The sequence below is a fragment of the Peptacetobacter hiranonis genome (assembly GCF_008151785.1).
In the GTDB taxonomy this organism is placed as follows: domain Bacteria; phylum Bacillota; class Clostridia; order Peptostreptococcales; family Peptostreptococcaceae; genus Peptacetobacter; species Peptacetobacter hiranonis.
Genome location: NZ_CP036523.1, coordinates 1,968,644 through 1,985,790 on the forward strand (window position 1 = coordinate 1,968,644; position 17,147 = coordinate 1,985,790).

The following is a 17,147-nucleotide window of genomic DNA, read 5'->3' on the forward strand; positions in this document are numbered from 1 at the left end:
ACTTATTCTATATTTACAATAGTCTATTTTAAATTTAATCCTTTATACGCATATACTACTCTTCATATCCTCAAATTTTTTATCTCCTATTCCCTTCACATTCTTTAAGTCTTCTATACTTTTAAATCCTCCATTTTCTTCTCTATAGGTTATTATTTTGTTTGCAGTAGCCTCACCCACTCCTGGAAGTGTATCCAATTGTTCAAGTGTTGCAGTGTTTATATTCACAAGTCCACCTTGTCCCTGTGCATTTCCTCCTGATGTTTGTGTAGCTCCACTAGTACTTCCTCCAGCATTTACATCCACAGGAATTTGCTCTCCTTGTTTTGGTATTACATAATGTTTTCCATCCACTAACTTTTCTGCAAGGTTTATAGCATTCATATCTGCACCTTCTACAATTCCTCCCATTACCTTTATAGCATCAGATAATCTATCTTCAGAGCTCATAGTCACAACTCCCTCTGTTTTTACTGCACCACTTATATATACAGTTACCTCTGTAGTTGGAGAATTGTTTGTGTTCTGAGAAGTGTCGTTACTCTGTTTTGAATCTGTACTTTCTTTTTGAATATCTTCACTCTGAGCAATCTCATATCTTGCATTTCCCTCACTTTCAAAAATTTTTACTCCAGCTATTGCACAAAGTCCTATCACAATAGCTGCGAATACGAATGTTTTTTTATTTTTTTCCATTCTTATCACTCCTTTCATTTCTATTATTGACACAACTGTGTTATACTAAAAAAGTATATTTGAAATTTTCGGAGGTTTTTTAAATGAAAAAAATATCTTCAGTATTAATAGCCTTCTTACTAGTATTTGCATCAGTTTTTACATCAATAGGAAGTGTATTTGCTGATCAAAAGGTAGTAAATTTAGAAGCTAAAAGTGCTGTTTTAATGGATTATGAAACTGGTAAAGTTCTTTATCAGAAAAATGGAAATGTAAAAATTTATCCAGCCTCTACTACAAAGGCATGGACTGCTTATTTGGTGATAAAACATGTTCCAGATTTAAACGAAAAAATAACTATTGGCAACCTTCCTTACATAGAGCCGTCTAGTATGTTCCTTAAAAAAGGGGAAACTTTCACAGTAAAAGAACTACTTACAGCTCTAATGGTTCATTCTTGTAATGATGTAGCTTATGTTTTAGCTGAGCATGTAAGCGGCTCTATACCAAAATTTGCCGATTTAATGAATAAAGAGGCAGAGGCAATAGGATGTACTGGTACTCATTTTAACAATCCAAATGGATTACCAGATCCTAACCACTACACAACTGCAAAGGATATGGCTTTAATAGCTAGAAAATGTATGTCTGATTCAGTATTTAGAGAAATCGTAGCCACTAAATCAGTAAAATTCAAGCCTACTAAACAGTATCCTCACGAAAGAGTTTATACAAACTCTAACAAATTCCTTACTTCTCATCAGAAAATAACATATAAAGGTAAGAGAATAGATATAAAATACGATATTGTAGATGGTATAAAGACAGGGTTTACAAATGCTGCTGGTAAATGTCTTTTAACAAGCGCTGTTAAAGATAATCAGAGAATTATATCTGCAGTGTTTAATTCAACTAATGATGGAATTTATGTAGATTCTAGAACATTAATAGACTATGTATTTGAAAACTACGATTCATTTACAATAATGGATAAAGCTGACTACGTAGATACTAAGAGAAAGTGGTTCTCTACTCAGAAAAAACTTATGTATCAGCCAAAAGAAAGCTACTCAGTAGTTCTTCCTAAAGGGCAAACTGTTACAGACGAATTTACATTCAAAACAGATCTACAGGATACTTCTCTTCCAATAAGCGCCGGAGATAAGATTGGAGAGTTTTATATATATAAAAACGGAGAAAAGTTTAAAACTATTGATTTAGTTGCTAAAAATGATGTTACTAGCAAGTTTGCTGTTATAACTGAAAATACTTTATTTAAAGTTATTTTAACTATTCTAAAAGTTGCTATCGTGGCATTTTTAATTTTCTTTATTTATAAGCTGATTAGAAAATACTATAAAAAATATAAGAGAAAACAAAAGGCTCAGATGAAGAAAAAGAAGAAATCAAGTGGTTCTAAAAGTAAAACTATAAAAAAAGATACAGGAAAAACAAGAAAAAAATAAATCATAAAATTTAAAATGGCTGTCGCAAAATATGCAACAGCCATTTTTTTATTTTAAATTCTTTTTAATTCCTTTGTTTAGTATATTTTCGTAATCTATGAAGTCATATATTTCTTCGTCAAATACGTCTGAGAACTGACTTAATTCTTCTAATGTTAATTCTTCTATTGCTTTATTGTGGTCTTCACAGTAGATTACTATGTTTCCAACGATTCCATGTGCATCTCTAAATGCAGTTCCTTTTTTAACTAGATAATCTGCAACTTCTGTAGCATTTAGGAATCCACCTTTTACAGCTTTTTTCATGTTATCATCTCTAACTTTTAGAGTTTCTATCATTCTAGCCATTATTTCTAAGCACATTTCAAGAGTTCTTACACTATCAAAGAATCCTTCTTTATCTTCCTGCATGTCTTTATTATAAGCTAGAGGTATTCCTTTCATTACTGTAAATAGTGAGAATAAGTTTCCATATACTCTTCCTGTTTTACCTCTTATAAGTTCTGCACCATCTGGATTTTTCTTCTGAGGCATTATTGAGCTTCCTGTTGAGTATAAGTCGTCTATTTCAACAAATTTGAATTCCTGTGAACTCCATAGTATTAATTCTTCACTTAATCTACTTAGGTGCATCATTATTATTGAGAAATCTGACATAAGTTCAAGTAAATAATCTCTATCACTTACACCATCCATAAAGTTATCTACTGGTTTTTTGAATCCTAATTTTTCTGAAGTTATTTCTCTATTTATATCGTGAGTTGTTCCTGCTAATGCACCACATCCTAAAGGACATTCATCTAATATTTCAAGAGCATTTCTAAGTCTTTTTTCATCTCTTGAGAACATACTGTGGTATGCCATTAGATGATGTTTAAATGTCACAACCTGCGCTCTCTGTAAATGAGTGTATCCAGGCATTATACATGGATTTTCATCAGCTTTTGCTTTTATTGTATCTTTTAACATAGCTGTAAGATCTGCTATTTCAGAACCTTTTTCTTTTGCATATAATCTCATATCTACAGCTACCTGGTCATTTCTACTTCTTGCTGTGTGTAATTTCTTACCTGTTTCTCCAATTCTTTCTATAAGATTAGCCTCTGTGAATGTATGAATATCTTCGTAGTTTCCTTCAAGTGGAAGCTTTCCACTTTCTATATCCTCAAGTATTCCAACAAGCCCATCAGTTATAGCTTTTCCTTCTTCTTCTGTTAAAAGTCCGCATTTCACCTGCATATATACATGTGCTAAACTTCCTTCAATGTCTTTTTTGTAAAGAACATTGTCGTATCCAAAAGACTGGTTAAATTCTTCCATTAATTTGTTTTCAGACTTTCTAAAGCGCCCTCCCCATAATTTCATAAAAATCTCCTCCTATTTTGATAAATTTCGGTTTAGTTTTTTCTACTTTATTCGTTTAAATTGGTATTTTTATTTTATTAATTAGTCTAACTTTTAATTTAAATTTTCTCAATTTTCGTTAAACTATATAAATTCAATTATATTACATTTTATTTCTATTGTAAATCAAAAAAATAAAGGCAAAATAAATAACTAATTTTATATGACAAATTATTTTATCATCATACTTACAAGTTATTATCTTGCCTTTATTAAATATAATTTATATTAAAAGAGTATTTTCTTTTCTATCAAAGCATGATTTTTTAAGTTTTTTACCAGCTACTGCTTTCATTACAGGATTTACCTTTCTAGCATTAGATGGACATGCTTTTATACATCTCATACAAGAAATACATTTTGATTTATCTACTTTTTTAGGATTTTCCTTAGAAATTGCCCCCACGGGACAAACTGTGGCACATACTCCACATCCATTACATGCACTAGATCCTTTTGGTTTTAAAGGTATACCATTATATTCTCTGTATGGTTTATTTCCCTTTGGTTTTAATTCTGTGTTTATATCACCTGAATTAAATTTTTCTTTTATTTCTTTTGCAAATTTTGTTAATTCATCTATATCCTTTGAATCCGGTCTATTTGCAGCAACCGTTCTTTCTACAGAATGTTCTGCTATTGCTGTAACCATAGCACCTACTCTAAAACCACAATTTTCTAATACTTCCTGTAGCTCTAACATAGTATCTTCGTAATCTCTATTACCATATACAACAACTGCAACTGCTTTTGCATTATTTCCTTTTAATTTAGAAATTCTTTCCACTGCAACTGCTGGCACTCTTCCTCCATAAGAAGGTACAGCTATTAAACATACGTCTTCTTCTTTAAACTCTTTATTAGATTTAGCTTTAAGTGGAGTTAAATCTATTTTTTCATGACTTTCCCAAACAGAAGCTAGTGTTTCTACAACTTTTTCTGTTCCACCTGTTGGACTAAAGTATATTGAATATACCAAAATTATCACCTCTATTTTTATTTTAGTTACTAAACTATATTTCAAAAAAATAGTTCAGTACTACGATATTGTAAATTACAACTATATCATTTAGTCACTAAACTATCTTTATAATAATCTTTTACTATTCTTTTGTCAATACTACTAATTTAGATGTAGTTCTTTCCCCAATCAGAATTTTCATCTTTTTCGTATTTTAGCATTTCTTCACCAAATTCAGCAAATCTTGCTTCAAATCTACAGATAAGTTCTAGTTCTTCTTCTGTAAATTCATTAAAGAAAGGACATGCTTTTGCGTATTGTTCTTCATCGTATTTAGTATGTATTTTGTCGAGTTCTTTTCCTTTTTCAGTCAATCTAACAGAATACTGTCTTTTATCTTCGCTTTCTTGTACCCTTTCTATGAACCCTTTTTTCTCTAATTTTTTTAGATACTGAGAAACTGCACCTTTAGTTATATTCAGCCTCTCGCTTAGTTCACTGATATTATCCAAGCCACCTTCACCTATTTCTGTTATAACATGCACTTCCCTCATATGCATTTTTTCACCTGGATAATATTCATGTGGAGTCGAAAGAAATTTGTAATAAGTAAATGATAGATTTCTTTTGAATACTAATATTTTTTGAAGTAAATCTTTTCTGTTCATTTTTCCCCTCACCTATATACATATTTTTTACTCCTACCATTATATCTTATTATCTAAAATACTTCAATAAACTTAAGCAAACTGTTTTATTTAACAAAAAAATAGGAAGTCAAATACTTCCTATTTTTTCGTTGTGGATTTTTCTATTTACTAAATTATTTAACTGATTTTCTTATAAATATTTTACCAACTTCCATTACAAGAGTTGATATTAATGCAAGTCCTATACATATTCCAAGTTCCTGCATACCAAATGCTAGTGGTATTGAGAATATTGGTCTTACTGCTGGTATTAATACTATTGAATATAATAAGAAGCATACTACCATAGCACCTATAACGTATTTATTTGAGAAGAATCCTATTTTAACTGCAGGATCTACGTTTGAACGGCTTGCTATTGTCTGTAATGTTCTTGCAAATATTAATGTTGTGAATGCCATTGCTACACCAAATTCTGGAGATACCTGCATTCCTATGTACTGAGCTATTATTGTAACTATACCTATTACAATACCTCTAAATACTACACGCTGCATTGTTCCATCAGCTAATATACCTTCATTTGCTGGTCTTGGGGCTCTCTTCATTGTTCCTCTTTCTGTTGGTTCAAATCCTAGTGCTATTGCTGGAAGTGAGTCATTTACAAGGTTTATGAATAGAAGCTGTAATGCTGTAAATGGATTTGTCCAGTTAGCAAATACTGCAAATAGTATAGCTATTATAGCACCAAAGTTACCTGCAAATAAGTATGTTATAGATTTTTTGATATTGCTATAAACTGTTCTACCAACTTCAACTGCATTTACTATACTTGCAAAGTTGTCGTCAACTAGTACCATATCACTGGCATCCTTTGCAACATCTGTACCACTACCCATACCTATACCTATATCTGCCTGTTTTAAAGCTGGTGCATCATTTACACCGTCACCTGTCATAGCTGATACACAGTCTTTTTTCTGCCAAGCTCTTACTATTCTTATTTTGTTTTCTGGAGAAACCCTTGCGTATACAGTTATTTTTTCTAGTTTTTCATCTAGTTCTTCTTCTGTAAGTGCATCTAATTCCTGACCTGTTAAAGCAAGGTCACCATCTTCCATTATTCCTATTTCTCTAGCTATTGCAGCTGCTGTTGTTTTATGGTCACCAGTTATCATAACTGTCTTTATTCCAGCTTCTTTAGCTTCTGCAACTGCATCTATTACTTCTGCTCTTGGAGGGTCTATCATTGCAAGTAGACCTATTAAAGTTAAATCGTCTTCATCTTCTATTGAAGGTGAAAATCCTTCTTCTACTTCTTTATATGTAAATGCTAAAACCCTTAGCGCTCTATTTGAGAATCCTTCGTTCTGAGCTCTAAACTGCTGTTTTATTTCTTCTGTAAGTTCTTTCTTTTCTCCGTTTATTAAAACGTATTTTGATCTAGAGAAGATTATATCTGGAGCACCTTTAGTAAACATAAAGTATCCATCTCTAGTTTTATTTACAGTTGTCATTAATTTTCTATCAGAGTCGAATGGTAATTCTTCAACTCTAGGATTTTCATTTCTTATATCTTCATAGTTTAATCCATTTTTATTTGCAAAATTGATTAAAGCCGTTTCTGTTGGGTCACCTATTTCCTGACCTTCACTACCTATTGCAGAGTCATTACATAATACTGAGCATAGTGTAAGTAATCTGCTGTGTGCGTTAGATTCATAGCTTTCTGCTGAATTCATAACTTCTGGTTCAGTTCCATTCATATATAAATCTACTACTGTCATCTTGTTCTGAGTAAGTGTACCAGTTTTATCTGTACATATAACTTTTGCTGAACCTAATGTTTCAACTGCAGGAAGTTTTCTTATTATAGCCTGTTTTTTAGCCATATTATTTGTTCCAACTGCTAAAACTATAGTCATTATTGATGATAATGCTTCTGGTATTGCAGCAACTGCTATTGCTACTGCGAACATAAATGAGCTAAGAACTACCTCACCCATATTTCCTGTTCCCATTATGAATGCTTTACCAACCTGTATTCCGAATATTAGTAATGCAAGTAATGTTATACCAACACCTAATTTTTTACTAAATGATTCTATATTCTGCTGAAGTGGAGTAAGTTTTGAGTCTGCATTTTCAAGTAGTCCTGCTATTTTACCCATTTCACTGTTCATACCAGTTCCAGTTGTTACAAATGTTCCTCTACCATAAACTACCATTGAACCACTAAATACCATATTTTTCTGGTCTCCTAAAGGAGATTCATCTTCTATAACATCCGTGTGTTTTAATACTGGTTCTGATTCACCTGTAAGCATTCCTTCAACACATTTTAATGTCTGTGCTTCTATTAATCTACCATCTGCTGGTACATAGTCCCCTGCTTCAAGTATTACTACATCCCCTGGTACTAATTCTTTAGCAGGTATAGTTAATTTGTTTCCTTCTCTTATAACCTTTGCGTTTGGCGCAGATAAAGCTTTTAAACTGTCTAATGAGCTTTCTGCTTTCTTTGTCTGAACAACTCCAAGTATACTGTTAAGTATTATAACTGCAAATATTATTAAAGATTCCATAGTTTCACCTAATGCAATCTGAACTATTGCAGCTATAAGAAGTATTATAACTAGTGGATCTTTAAAGCTTTCTAAAAATAGTTTCCATACAGGTACTTTGTCTTTTTCCTGTAATTCGTTGTAGCCATGTTTTTCTAAAAGCTGTTTTGCTTTTTCTTGACTCAAACCATTTTCACTTGATTCTAAGTCAGTTAAAACTTCTTCATAATTTTTCTGATAAAACATAAGTATTCCTCCTTTTCTTCTCTAATAGATATGATTCCTTTTTGATTTATTTTGAGTAATAAAAAAACCTTGATACGAACCTTCAAAATAAACCGTTGTCTATTTTGAAGGTCTCGCTATCAAGGTTAACATTCTATCCTCGCCAGTTGACCGAGCGTATATGCTGTATTGACGACCAACTGCACTTATCTGTGTAAGCTACTCCCCTTCGAGAAGTATTATTATTTTGTAATAAGTATTATATATCTTTTAGCTAAATTTGTCTATATTTATTTTAATATTTACAATTTAGTTTTCTTCTTTTATATCTACTTTTATGCTTAATTCTTCAAGCTGAGCATCTTCTGCTGGAGCTGGAGCATTTGTCATTGGACATATAGCGTTCTGGTTTTTAGGGAATGCTATAACTTCTCTTATGTTATCAACTCCTGCAAGTAGCATAACTAATCTATCAAGTCCGAATGCCATACCAGCGTGTGGTGGTGCACCGTATTTGAAAGCATCTAGTAAGAATCCGAATTTATTGTAAGCTTCTTCTTCACTTAATCCTAGAGCTGCGAACATTTTTTTCTGAACTTCAGAGTCAGATATTCTCACAGATCCTCCACCTACTTCGTATCCATTTAATACTATATCATATGCTTTTGCTCTTAATGTATCTTTTTCATCAGTGTCAAGTCTGTCTATATCTTCATCTAATGGAGAAGTAAATGGATGGTGTTTAGCAACATATCTTCCATTTTCTTCATCTTCTTCAAATAGTGGGAATTCTGTTACCCATAAGAAGTTGAACTGATTTTTCTTTTCTTCTAATATTCCTAGTTTTTCTGCAACAGCAAGTCTTACCTGTCCTAATGCATCGTAAACTATAGCATCTTTGTCAGCAACGAATAGAAGTAAATCTCCTACTTTACCGTTCATTCTTTCAACTATTGCATTTAAGTCTTCTTCACTGAAGAATTTAGCTATTGGAGATGTTACTCCTTCTTCAGTTATTTTCATCCATGCAAGACCTTTAGCTTTGTATGTTTTAGCACAGTCTTCTAAGTGAGATATCTGTTTTCTTGGGAATTTTTCAGCCATTCCTTCAACATTTATCCCTCTAACACTCTTACCTTTTTCAGCACAGTCAGCGAATACTTTGAATCCACATCCTTCAACTAAATCAGTTATGTTTACAAATTCATATCCAAATCTAGTATCTGGTTTGTCTGAACCGTATCTGTCCATAGCTTCTGCGTAAGTCATTCTTGGTAGAGGAAGTTCTATATCAACATTTATAGTTTCTTTGAATATTTCCTGAACCATTTTTTCCATTATTGTCATAACATCTTCTGCTTCAACGAAAGACATTTCTGTATCTATCTGAGTGAATTCTGGCTGTCTATCAGCTCTTAAGTCTTCATCTCTGAAACATTTTACTATCTGGAAGTATCTATCCATACCAGAAACCATTAATAACTGTTTTAATAACTGTGGTGACTGTGGTAATGCATAGAATTTACCTTCATTAACTCTACTTGGTACTAAGTAGTCTCTTGCACCTTCTGGAGTTGGTTTAACTAAGAATGGTGTTTCTATTTCACAGAAGTTCTGTTCTGTTAAGTATCTTCTTACTATGTTAGTAACCTGCTGTCTTAACATTAAGTTTCTCTGCATTTTTGGTTTTCTAAGATCAAGATATCTGTATTTTAATCTTAATGCTTCTGAAACATCATCGTCATCTTTTATGTATATTGGTGGTGTTTCTGATTTGTTAAGTAATCTTAATTCATTTGCGAATACTTCAACATCTCCTGTTGGCATGTTAGGGTTTTTAGACTGTCTTTCTCTAACTTCCCCTTTAACAGCTATTACATATTCTGATCCTAATTTTTCTGCTTTTTCAAAAGCTTCTTTATCTACATCTGTATCGAATACTATCTGGCATATTCCGCCTCTATCTCTTAAATCAACGAATACAAGACCTCCAAGATTTCTCTTTTTCTGTACCCATCCCATAAGTACAACTTCCTGTCCTATATTTTCAGCTCTTAACTCGCCACAATAGCAGCTTCTTTTTAGACCTTTTATTGTTTCCAAACTTATTACCTCCGTCCTCATTTTGACTATATTGAATCTCAATTTAATAAATCAAGAGTATTCTTTTCCAATTTAATAAATTGCATATAGTATATATTATATCCTATTAACACTTTATTGTGAATACAATGTGTTATAATTGCTTTGATAAGTTTTTTCTTATCATATTTTTATATTATAACACAACTCTCATTCAATGAGATATAGGAGGAAATATGAAAAATAATACTTTTTTAAATGAACCTTGGCTTAAATGGGCAATAGATATTCAGAGTATAGCCCAGGCTGGAATTGAATACACAAAAGATATTTACGATAAAGAAAGATATGAAATGCTCAGGCTTCTAATACAGTAAAAGAAGTTAGAGAAGAGTCTGGATATAATGTAAAATGTGATAGAGTTATCGCACTTCACGATAGAAATAAAAGAAATAAACCACTTTATGTTTATGGTATCTGCAAAATATTTGTACAATGTGAATTAATTGATGGTGGATTTGTAGAAAATATAGAAACTACTGAAGCTAAATTCTTTGGATTGAATGAACTTCCAGAGTTAGATGAAGCCAAGTGTACTAAGGAACAAGTTAAAATGTGCTTTGATGCATATAATGATTCTAATTGGAAAGTTATTTTAGATTAATTCTTTAAATTTATATTTATATTTGAAATATCTATAATTGTATTAATGTTAACTATATATCTATTGTAGACATAGTATATTCTCTCTGATATTATGAACTCTGTAAGGAGTGAGTTTGTATGAGTGAATTTTTAGGGAATAACAATCCCTTTTATTTTGAGAAAGACATAAAACTTTTAAATGGTGATATATTATCATTAAGAAATGCTATCACAGCCGATGCAGAAACTGTGGTTAATTTCTTTAAAGTAACTTCAGATGAAAGCGATAATCTATCTTTTTCATCTGATGAATATTTTGTAACACCTTATGAAGAAAAAATAGTAATCTCAAACATCAATAGAAATAGTAAGACTATAATGATTCTTGGTTTTATAGATGAAGTTCTTTGTTGCATTGCAGAGCTTAATTCTTCTTCTGAATTAAGATTATCTCACAACGTAGAATATTCTATAACTGTACTTAAAGATTTTTGGGGAATGGGAATTGGAAATGCTATAACAAATGAAATTATAGAGTTTGCAAAAGAAAAAAATATTAAAAATATAGTTTTATCTGTAAGACGGGAAAATAGCGCTGCAATAAATCTTTATAGAAAATATGGATTTAAGACTGTAGGAATAAAAAAGGACTATATTTGCATAGACGGAAAATACGACGACGAAATATCTATGCAGCTACAATTATAAAAAAAAGGATGTCTCAATTATACTTTAAAATGGTCCCTATGTCAAGGACATATATAAAAAAGTCTTAAGCAGCAAGCAGCTGACTTCTATATTGAATAGGAGTCAGCTGTTTTAAATTCCACTGACAACGATCATTATTATAATAATCCATATAATCATCTATTAAACTTTTTAACTCTTCAAATGTATTGCAACTTTTATAATCTATTTCATCTTTCATATGACCAAAGAATGACTCCTGCGGAGCATTGTCCCAACAATTACCTTTTCTAGACATAGATTGACCTAAATTATATTTTTTTAACAAGTTCTGAAAAATAGTACTTGTATAATGAACTCCTTGATCAGAATGAATAAATGCATCTTTATGTAATTTGTCTGAATTTGATAACATGAGATTGTTAATAGTTGAAATAACAATATCCATTTTTAAATTCTTCGATAAATGATACGATAAAATTTCATTCGTAGAAGAATCTTTTACAGTTGATAAATATGCTGTTTTCCCATTGCCGTACGGCATATACGTAATATCAGTTAAAAGTACTTTTCCTGGTATACCTTGTTTAAATTCTCTATTCAATTTATTAGGAACTGTGTGATGTTCTTTTCTTGCTTTTCCCATACGTTTAGCTGGATTTGACTCGCGAATAGGACATTTAATTCCATATTTTTTCATTATTCTTTGAATTTTTTTTCTGTTAAATATTATATTAAATTTACTTTTTAAAATCATTTTTATTGAACGAGAACCTTTTTTGTATCCTCTGAACTTATATGCTTTAAGAATTATTTCTTTTGCTTCTAAATCCTTTTCTTCTTGTTTGCTTATTACATTCTTGTTTTTTAAATAGTTATAAAATCCAGATCTAGATACTCCTGCAACAATACATAGATGTTTTATCATTTTTTTTAAACAATATTTATTTATTACATCATTAATTAATTTGAATATTTTCACCGAAGGTAGCTTATTATTCATCACCTGCCTTTCTTCGAAGTCTAGCTTTTTTACTAGTTCTAGCTCTGCTTTAAGATATGCTATTTCAGCATCCTTCTTATCTATTATCTCTTTATCTGTTAATTTTCTTTTTCTTGGTCTTCCAGAATTATTAACTCTAGAATCATCTAGTCCCAAAATACCATTTTCTTTATATGACTTTCTCCATCGCTCGCTAGCGCATTTAATACGTTTTGCACCTATGATGTTAGTGTCAAAACCTGCTTCTTTAAATATCTGTGTTGGATTTTTTCCCTTATTGTATTCTGTTATGAAATGTATTTTAAATTCATTTGTATATGTTATTGATTTACAGCTTACATTCTTTACAAATGGATTTTTTGATAGCTCTAATGTTTCTTCTTTACTAAATTGTTTTTTACTCATAAATTACTCACCTCTATATTAAAATTATACAAAAAAAGAACCTATAGATGAAACACCTTTTTACAAGTGTCCATTCTATAGGTTCCATTTTACTTTGAGAACATCCTTTTTTTATATTTATACTTTTCTTACCACTTTTGTTATAGCTTCTACTACAGCATAGAACACACCTGCACAAGGCCAAATTACCCAACTTATATGCCAGTTAAATGTGTAGAAACTATATGCTAAATATATAGTTGCTATTGTGCACCAATATATTGTATCTAAATGCTCATTTTTTCTAGAATTTTCTTTTTCTTCTAATGTATACTCGCCAATTTGTAGTACTTTTTCATATCCTTCTCTTAGCATCATAGCTTTAACTATCATATTAACACCTATTGAAATCAGTACTAAAAGCAATGCTACACAAATTACCATTATATATTCTTCTGCTTCTAATGCTCCTGCTGCAATAAGAGGAATTGCTCCTATTATGAATAAAGCTACTCCAAAAGCCATACTCTGTTGCAACTTTCCTTCAAAACTATCATTCTTTTCTTCTACAAATCTTAAAGAACTTGAATCTACTTCTATCGGTCTATCCATATATTTAAATTTATCCATTTTCATTCCATATTTTATAAATACTGATACCGCACTAGCAACCATAATTAAAAGTATTATTAGGCCAATCATAGCTGCATGCTCTTCTTTTAATGGAATTTTATGTTGCTCTGCAAATCCAGCCAAAAGTACCAACATTACTGGTGATAAAATACAAAACATAACAGCTCTAGCAAATTTTTTTGCAGTAATTTCGGCTAGTTCAATATAATTTGAAACCTCTTCAAAACTAGTCTTTCTTCTTTTTATCACATTCTCATTAGCTTTTTCTTCACCGATAATTCTATCTATAGCTATATCTGATGATATATTTCTATTATTTATATATGAACTTTCCTCAATTTTATTCATATAAATTGAGCTTTTATTCCTATCAAACTTTTCCTCTTTAAAATCGTCTTTCAAAAGATAGTCTGTAGATACTTCAAATATTTCACTAATTCTTATTAATTTTTCAAGTGTTGGTACAGATTCCCCACTTTCCCATTTTGATACAGATTGTCTAGATATATCTAATCTCTCTGCTAGTTCCTCTTGTGACCATCCATTCTTTTTTCTTAAATTCATTATTTTTTCTGATAATGTCATCTTCCCACCTCTTTTAACTAGGTCGATATATCGTTCCCTTTAGATATCTATTTCTATGGTCTTATCTTACCAAAATTCTTAAAATCATACTACCAACTACACTAACAAATTTGTCAACTACTAGTTGCATCGTTGAAATTTCAACATTTATATTTTATTTTTTCTTAAATAGATTTATTTTGTTTTAATCATTTTACTATTCTTGTTACTTTCAAAAATAAAAAAAGAACAGTATTGATAACTGTCAGCTTGCGACAATGCGTGGACGCACAACTAAAGCTTAAAACAAAAAGCTTTATCCAATTGCGTCTTAGCCTGGAGCTGATGACAGTTACAATACTGTTCCCTTTTATTTTATAATCTTTCTTTTAATTCTTTTACTAGTTCACTAAGTTTTACAGTGTGCTGTTCTGATGTAGCCATGTTTTTAAGTGATGCTTCATTGTTTTTAAGTTCATCATCACCTATAACTATTGTAAACTTAGCATTTATCTTATCAGAGTATTTAAACTGAGCTTTAACACTTCTTGATAAGTGATCTTTATCAGCACTTATGTGATTATCTCTTAATTCTTTTAAAAGACCGAAACTTTTCTTTTTAGCTTCATCACCTATAGTAACTATGAATATATCTGTAGACTGAGGATTTTCTATTTCTATTCCTGCATCTTCAAGAGTAAGAAGTAATCTTTCTGCTCCAAGTGCAAATCCTATTCCACTAGTTCCTTTAGGTCCACCTAGCTGCTCAACTAGTCCGTCGTATCTACCACCACCACAAACTGTGCTCTGAGCACCTATGTTTTCAGCTATTATTTCAAATGCTGTTCTCTTGTAGTAGTCTAATCCTCTAACTATAGTTTTATCTATTTCGTAAGGTATTTCCATTTCTTTTAGATATTCTTCAAGTTCTGCAAAATGAGCCTTACAGTCATCACAAAGATTATCTATCATATAAGGTATGTCTGTTATAGCCTCTTTACACTGAGGGTTTTTACAGTCTATAACTCTCATAGGATTTTTTTCTTTTCTTTCGTTGCACATATCGCAAAGAACTTCTGATTTTGAATCTAAGTATTCTCTTAGTTTTTTATCGTATTCTTTTCTACAAACTGGGCATCCAACAGAGTTTAAGCTAACTTTTAAGTCTTTTAATCCTAATTCTCTGAAGAACTGCATTGCTAATGATATAGCTTCAGCATCCATTGATGGGCTATCACTTCCTATAGCTTCTATACCAAACTGATGGAACTGTCTCTGTCTACCAGCCTGTGGTCTTTCATATCTGAAGCAAGGAGTTATGTAGAACATTTTAGTTGGCTGAGTATCAGCATATAGTTTATTTTCTATAAATGCTCTTACTGCACCAGCTGTTCCTTCTGGTTTTAGAGTTATTTCTCTATCTCCTTTATCTTTAAATGAGTACATTTCTTTCTGAACTATATCTGTGGTATCACCTACACCTCTCTGGAATAGTTCTGTGTGCTCAAATATAGGAGTTCTCATTTCCTGATATCCGTAAAGTGCACATATTTCTCTAAATTTATTTTCAAGATAATTCCATTTGTACGAGTCTTTAGGAGTTATATCTTTTGTTCCTCTTGGTGCTTTAGTTAGCATTTTTTTCTACCTCCCTTTTTTTCTTTTCAATCATATCCTCAACCCTATCAAGGTATATTTCAAGGTTTTTAACGTCGTCTACTCTTTCAATTCTATTTTCATCTAAGTATACAAATTTAGAAACAGCTCCAGCTCCTATAGCTATATTAGTCTGTTTTTCTTCCATCATCTGCATATTATAGATGCATTCATATCCTTCTTTAGCGTATCCTACGTTTTCTAAGTTCCCTAGCATCATTTTCTGTCTATACATATAGTATGGGTTTAAGTTCATTTCCTTAGCTGCTTCCATAGAAATATCTATCATTTTGATCATTTCTTTGTACTGAGTAAGACTTTCTTTATAAGAATCCATATCCATATTTAGTTTAGATGCTCTTTTTATTGCTAGTGTATGAACAGTTAAACTTTCTGGAGATAATTTTTTAATTTCTTCCAATGTATTTTTAACCATTTCTGCATCTTCATCGACAAGACCTAAGATTATATCCATATTTATATTATCAAATCCTAGCTCTCTAGCCATTTTGAAGCAAGTTTTTATATCTTCCACGCTATGTTTTCTACCTATTTTTTCTAGTGTAGAATCATTCATAGTCTGTGGGTTTATACTTATTCTATTTACTCCATGTTTTTTAAGTACTCTTAATTTTTCTTCTGTAATAGTATCAGGTCTGCCAGCTTCAACAGTAAATTCTTTTATTTTACTGAAGTCAAAGATTTCAAATAGATTTTCTATCATATAATCCATATCTTCTGCGTCTAAAGCTGTAGGTGTTCCTCCACCTATGTAGAATGTTTCTATTTTCCAACCTCTATTTTTTATTATTTCTGCGGTTCCTCTAGCCTCATCTAAAAGTCTTTCAACATATTTTCTTCTAAGGTTTCCATACTTCTGAATTGAGTTAGATGGGAATGAACAGTAATAACATCTAGTTGGGCAGAAAGGAATACTTACATAAAGAGATATTTTTTTATCGCTTAATGGATAAATAAATCCTCTTTCTCTTTTAGCTATGTCTAGTGCTAATTCAGCTTTTTCATCTGTTATAAAATGCTCTTCTTTTAAATAATTTAAAACCTCTTCATCATCCATTCCATCAGATATTAGATTGTGAACTATTTTAACCGGTTTTATACCTGTTAAATCGCCCCATGGCACATAGCTATCTGGCATAATTTGTTTTAATGCCTGGAACATACTTTTTTTTATGCTCCATCTAGCTGCTTTTTTTACAGCTAGAGAATCTTCTCTTTCTAACTTTTCCACGAATTCAGCATAATTATTAGAATTATTTACTAGCTCAGAGTAATCTTTTTCAAATTCTTTCTGTTCTGTAAATTCACCGATTATACTTCCATTTTCGTAAACTTCTGTTTTTGATATTACTTTTTTTCCATTTATTTCTATGCTATTGACTAAAAATTTTTCTTCAGAATTCTGTAATTCTTCAACATATTCAAACTCTGATGTGAATAATTTTATAAGTTCTGAAACCTCGTATTCATAGTCATGCCCTTTTAACACTACTTTTAGCATTTTTTTCTCCTTATACATAATAATTC

The 17,147-nt window shown here is 31.1% G+C and carries 13 protein-coding genes; 3 read left to right on the plus strand and 10 right to left on the minus strand.

Annotated elements, in window-relative coordinates; translation table 11 throughout:
- Positions 1 to 42: 42 nt before the first annotated feature.
- Positions 43 to 696: a helix-hairpin-helix domain-containing protein gene (locus KGNDJEFE_RS09230; RefSeq protein ID WP_050754682.1), complete on the minus strand. Its 654-nt coding sequence runs from the start codon at positions 694 to 696 to the stop codon at positions 43 to 45.
- 83 nt (positions 697 to 779) lie between these two features.
- On the opposite strand from KGNDJEFE_RS09230, the gene KGNDJEFE_RS09235 reads away from it, so the two are divergent.
- Positions 780 to 2,141 (plus strand): D-alanyl-D-alanine carboxypeptidase family protein, encoded by a 1,362-nt coding sequence (locus tag KGNDJEFE_RS09235; protein ID WP_006440880.1) that lies wholly within the window; start codon positions 780 to 782, stop codon positions 2,139 to 2,141.
- 48 nt (positions 2,142 to 2,189) lie between these two features.
- On the opposite strand, the gene argH is transcribed toward KGNDJEFE_RS09235, so the two are convergent.
- From argH to aspS, 5 genes are all read right to left on the minus strand, one after another.
- Positions 2,190 to 3,506, minus strand: a complete 1,317-nt coding sequence (gene argH, locus KGNDJEFE_RS09240; protein WP_006440879.1) for an argininosuccinate lyase — start codon at positions 3,504 to 3,506, stop codon at positions 2,190 to 2,192.
- A gap of 262 nt (positions 3,507 to 3,768) precedes the next feature.
- Complete coding sequence (locus tag KGNDJEFE_RS09245; RefSeq protein WP_320055082.1) at positions 3,769 to 4,533, minus strand: EFR1 family ferrodoxin; 765 nt, start codon at positions 4,531 to 4,533, stop codon at positions 3,769 to 3,771.
- Between the two features lie 140 nt (positions 4,534 to 4,673).
- A complete protein-coding gene (locus KGNDJEFE_RS09250; protein ID WP_006440877.1) occupies positions 4,674 to 5,174 on the minus strand; it encodes a MarR family winged helix-turn-helix transcriptional regulator in 501 nt (166 codons plus the stop codon).
- Positions 5,175 to 5,329: 155 nt separating this feature from the next.
- Complete coding sequence (locus KGNDJEFE_RS09255; RefSeq protein ID WP_006440876.1) at positions 5,330 to 7,966, minus strand: calcium-translocating P-type ATPase, PMCA-type; 2,637 nt, start codon at positions 7,964 to 7,966, stop codon at positions 5,330 to 5,332.
- Between the two features lie 288 nt (positions 7,967 to 8,254).
- Complete coding sequence (aspS, locus tag KGNDJEFE_RS09260; RefSeq protein ID WP_040410672.1) at positions 8,255 to 10,048, minus strand: aspartate--tRNA ligase; 1,794 nt, start codon at positions 10,046 to 10,048, stop codon at positions 8,255 to 8,257.
- Positions 10,049 to 10,263: 215 nt separating this feature from the next.
- Between aspS and KGNDJEFE_RS11960 the strand changes: the two genes are divergently transcribed.
- Together KGNDJEFE_RS11960 and KGNDJEFE_RS09270 are read left to right on the plus strand one after the other, a co-directional pair.
- Positions 10,264 to 10,404 carry an NUDIX hydrolase N-terminal domain-containing protein gene (locus KGNDJEFE_RS11960; protein WP_006440874.1) on the plus strand — a complete coding sequence of 47 codons (141 nt, stop codon included), beginning with the start codon at positions 10,264 to 10,266 and terminating at the stop codon, positions 10,402 to 10,404.
- 406 nt (positions 10,405 to 10,810) lie between these two features.
- Positions 10,811 to 11,380, plus strand: a complete 570-nt coding sequence (locus tag KGNDJEFE_RS09270) for a GNAT family N-acetyltransferase (RefSeq protein WP_006440873.1) — start codon at positions 10,811 to 10,813, stop codon at positions 11,378 to 11,380.
- Positions 11,381 to 11,444: 64 nt separating this feature from the next.
- Here the strand turns inward: KGNDJEFE_RS09270 and KGNDJEFE_RS09275 are convergent, their stop codons facing one another.
- The 4 genes from KGNDJEFE_RS09275 to hemZ all read right to left on the minus strand — a co-directional run bounded on the left by KGNDJEFE_RS09275 (position 11,445) and on the right by hemZ (position 17,121).
- A complete protein-coding gene (locus KGNDJEFE_RS09275; protein WP_148881763.1) occupies positions 11,445 to 12,767 on the minus strand; it encodes an IS3 family transposase in 1,323 nt (440 codons plus the stop codon).
- Between the two features lie 117 nt (positions 12,768 to 12,884).
- On the minus strand, positions 12,885 to 13,964 hold the full coding sequence (locus tag KGNDJEFE_RS09280) for a helix-turn-helix domain-containing protein (RefSeq protein ID WP_006440872.1): 1,080 nt from the start codon (positions 13,962 to 13,964) through the stop codon (positions 12,885 to 12,887).
- A 354-nt stretch (positions 13,965 to 14,318) separates the two neighbouring features.
- Positions 14,319 to 15,581, minus strand: coding sequence for a histidine--tRNA ligase (gene hisS, locus KGNDJEFE_RS09285; protein ID WP_006440871.1), 1,263 nt, complete (start codon positions 15,579 to 15,581; stop codon positions 14,319 to 14,321).
- Positions 15,571 to 17,121 (minus strand): coproporphyrinogen dehydrogenase HemZ, encoded by a 1,551-nt coding sequence (hemZ, locus tag KGNDJEFE_RS09290; protein ID WP_040410671.1) that lies wholly within the window; start codon positions 17,119 to 17,121, stop codon positions 15,571 to 15,573. Before hemZ ends, hisS begins: the two co-directional genes overlap by 11 nt.
- Between the last annotated feature and the right edge of the window lie 26 nt (positions 17,122 to 17,147).

Excerpts from the sequence above, each read along its gene's own strand:
- KGNDJEFE_RS09230 (WP_050754682.1), bottom strand. The coding sequence starts at position 696 with ATGGAAAAAAATAAAAAAACATTCGTATTCGCAGCTATTGTGATAGGA.
- KGNDJEFE_RS09235 (WP_006440880.1), top strand. The coding sequence starts at position 780 with ATGAAAAAAATATCTTCAGTATTAATAGCCTTCTTACTAGTATTTGCA.
- argH (WP_006440879.1), bottom strand. The coding sequence starts at position 3,506 with ATGAAATTATGGGGAGGGCGCTTTAGAAAGTCTGAAAACAAATTAATG.
- KGNDJEFE_RS09250 (WP_006440877.1), bottom strand. The coding sequence starts at position 5,174 with ATGAACAGAAAAGATTTACTTCAAAAAATATTAGTATTCAAAAGAAAT.
- KGNDJEFE_RS09255 (WP_006440876.1), bottom strand. The coding sequence starts at position 7,966 with ATGTTTTATCAGAAAAATTATGAAGAAGTTTTAACTGACTTAGAATCA.
- KGNDJEFE_RS11960 (WP_006440874.1), top strand. The coding sequence starts at position 10,264 with ATGAAAAATAATACTTTTTTAAATGAACCTTGGCTTAAATGGGCAATA.
- KGNDJEFE_RS09270 (WP_006440873.1), top strand. The coding sequence starts at position 10,811 with ATGAGTGAATTTTTAGGGAATAACAATCCCTTTTATTTTGAGAAAGAC.
- KGNDJEFE_RS09275 (WP_148881763.1), bottom strand. The coding sequence starts at position 12,767 with ATGAGTAAAAAACAATTTAGTAAAGAAGAAACATTAGAGCTATCAAAA.
- KGNDJEFE_RS09280 (WP_006440872.1), bottom strand. The coding sequence starts at position 13,964 with ATGACATTATCAGAAAAAATAATGAATTTAAGAAAAAAGAATGGATGG.
- hisS (WP_006440871.1), bottom strand. The coding sequence starts at position 15,581 with ATGCTAACTAAAGCACCAAGAGGAACAAAAGATATAACTCCTAAAGAC.
- hemZ (WP_040410671.1), bottom strand. The coding sequence starts at position 17,121 with ATGCTAAAAGTAGTGTTAAAAGGGCATGACTATGAATACGAGGTTTCA.